The sequence below is a fragment of the Vibrio sp. R-1 genome (assembly GCF_035615595.1).
In the GTDB taxonomy this organism is placed as follows: Bacteria; Pseudomonadota; Gammaproteobacteria; order Enterobacterales; family Vibrionaceae; genus Vibrio; species Vibrio cholerae.
In genome coordinates, this window is sequence record NZ_WPDC01000179.1 from 1 (window position 1) to 1,448 (window position 1,448).

At 47.7% G+C, this 1,448-nt stretch carries 1 protein-coding gene; it reads right to left on the bottom strand.

Annotation, left to right across the window (positions count from 1 at the left end):
- On the bottom strand, positions 1 to 1,352 hold a 1,352-nt coding region (locus tag GOU96_RS17400; RefSeq protein ID WP_324702055.1), incomplete at its 3' end, for a gamma-glutamyltransferase family protein.
- Positions 1,353 to 1,448: the final 96 nt, after the last annotated feature.

Below are 1,448 nucleotides of genomic sequence, written 5' to 3' on the forward strand. Positions count from 1 at the left end.
CTCGTGGGCTCGGCTATGTGTATAAGAGACAGCGATTGCTCCAGTGAATCGCCTTGATATAGGTAACGACTGATCAAACAGGCTTGAGTTTGTGGTTGGCCATCTCCGCCCATGGTTCCGTAAACCATTCTTCGGCCATCTTTAAGCTCGGCATAGGCAGGATTCAAGGTATGAAATGGCTTTTTACGTGAGGCCAGACAATTGATGTGTTCGGGATCCAAAGAAAAACTTTGGCTACGTATGTTCCAGAGCACTCCACTAGAAGGCAGAACGACGCCACTACCAAACTCCCAGTAAATACTTTGAATAAAACTTACCATAGTGCCATATCGGTCTACTGCGCCCATCCAGACAGTATCACCAAGTTGCGTTTTTTGCGGCCAAGCTGCAGCTTGAGAGAGATTTACCTTCTCTGCAAGTTTATCGACTCGTTCGGCAATGAGGTAATTTTGCAGCGCGGTCGGAATGTATTTTTCATCAGTAACCGCTCGATTACGAATATCAAACGCAATTTTGGTTGCTTCAATGAGCAGATGGACATGATCGGCTTGCGATTTCGCCTGATGCGCCAGTCGATCATAAATTCCCAGAATCAATAACGAGGCTAATCCTTGAGTCGGAGCCCCCAGATTATAGAACTGGCCTTGGGACATATTATGAGTGAGCGGAGTAACGATACTGGCTTTATGCTGGATAAAGTCTGCTAAACGTAGGGGGCTTCCTGCCTCTTCCAACTCTTTAGCCATTTGTTGAGCTAACTCGCCTTGGTAAAAAGCGTCAAGCCCAAACTGGGATAAATGGGTCAATGTCTTCGCCAGCGCCTTTTGCGTGACAATGTCACCGACTTTGAGCATATCTCGGAAAGGACTCAAATAGACCTGTGCAAAAGGCTCTAACTTGGCTAATCGGTTCCACGTTTTCTGACTTGCCGCGGCAAGACTCGGAGTGGTAAGAATTCCTTGCTCTGCCGCTTGAATTGCAGGACTAAGCAGGGTTGAGAGAGAAATACCTGATGAAAAGAGCTGCAACGCCGTTTGCCAACCCGAAATGGTTCCCGCCATCGTCAGTGCTGCGGCACCACCTTGCTGTGGTAATCCTTGGGCAGGGTCATAATCCGTCAGAGCAATACTCTGCGCCGAAGATCCGCACGCATCAATAGCAACTGGCGGTTTGTCTTTAGCGGCAATAAGCCAAAAACCATCCCCACCAATACTATTCATGTGGGGATATTGTACTGCGATCATCGCCGCTGCTGCGACCATAGCCTCACAAGCCGTTCCTCCTTGGCGAAGGATATCTAAACCGGTTTCACTGGCTTTGTGATGGGGAGCCGTAAACGCAATTCGCGCCATAATTTACCTCGTAACAAAATGCACGAAGTTAACTTAAGCTTTTTGATTTATTCAGGCTATTGTACGTTGGTAGATATGAGGTAACGTGCAGGATAT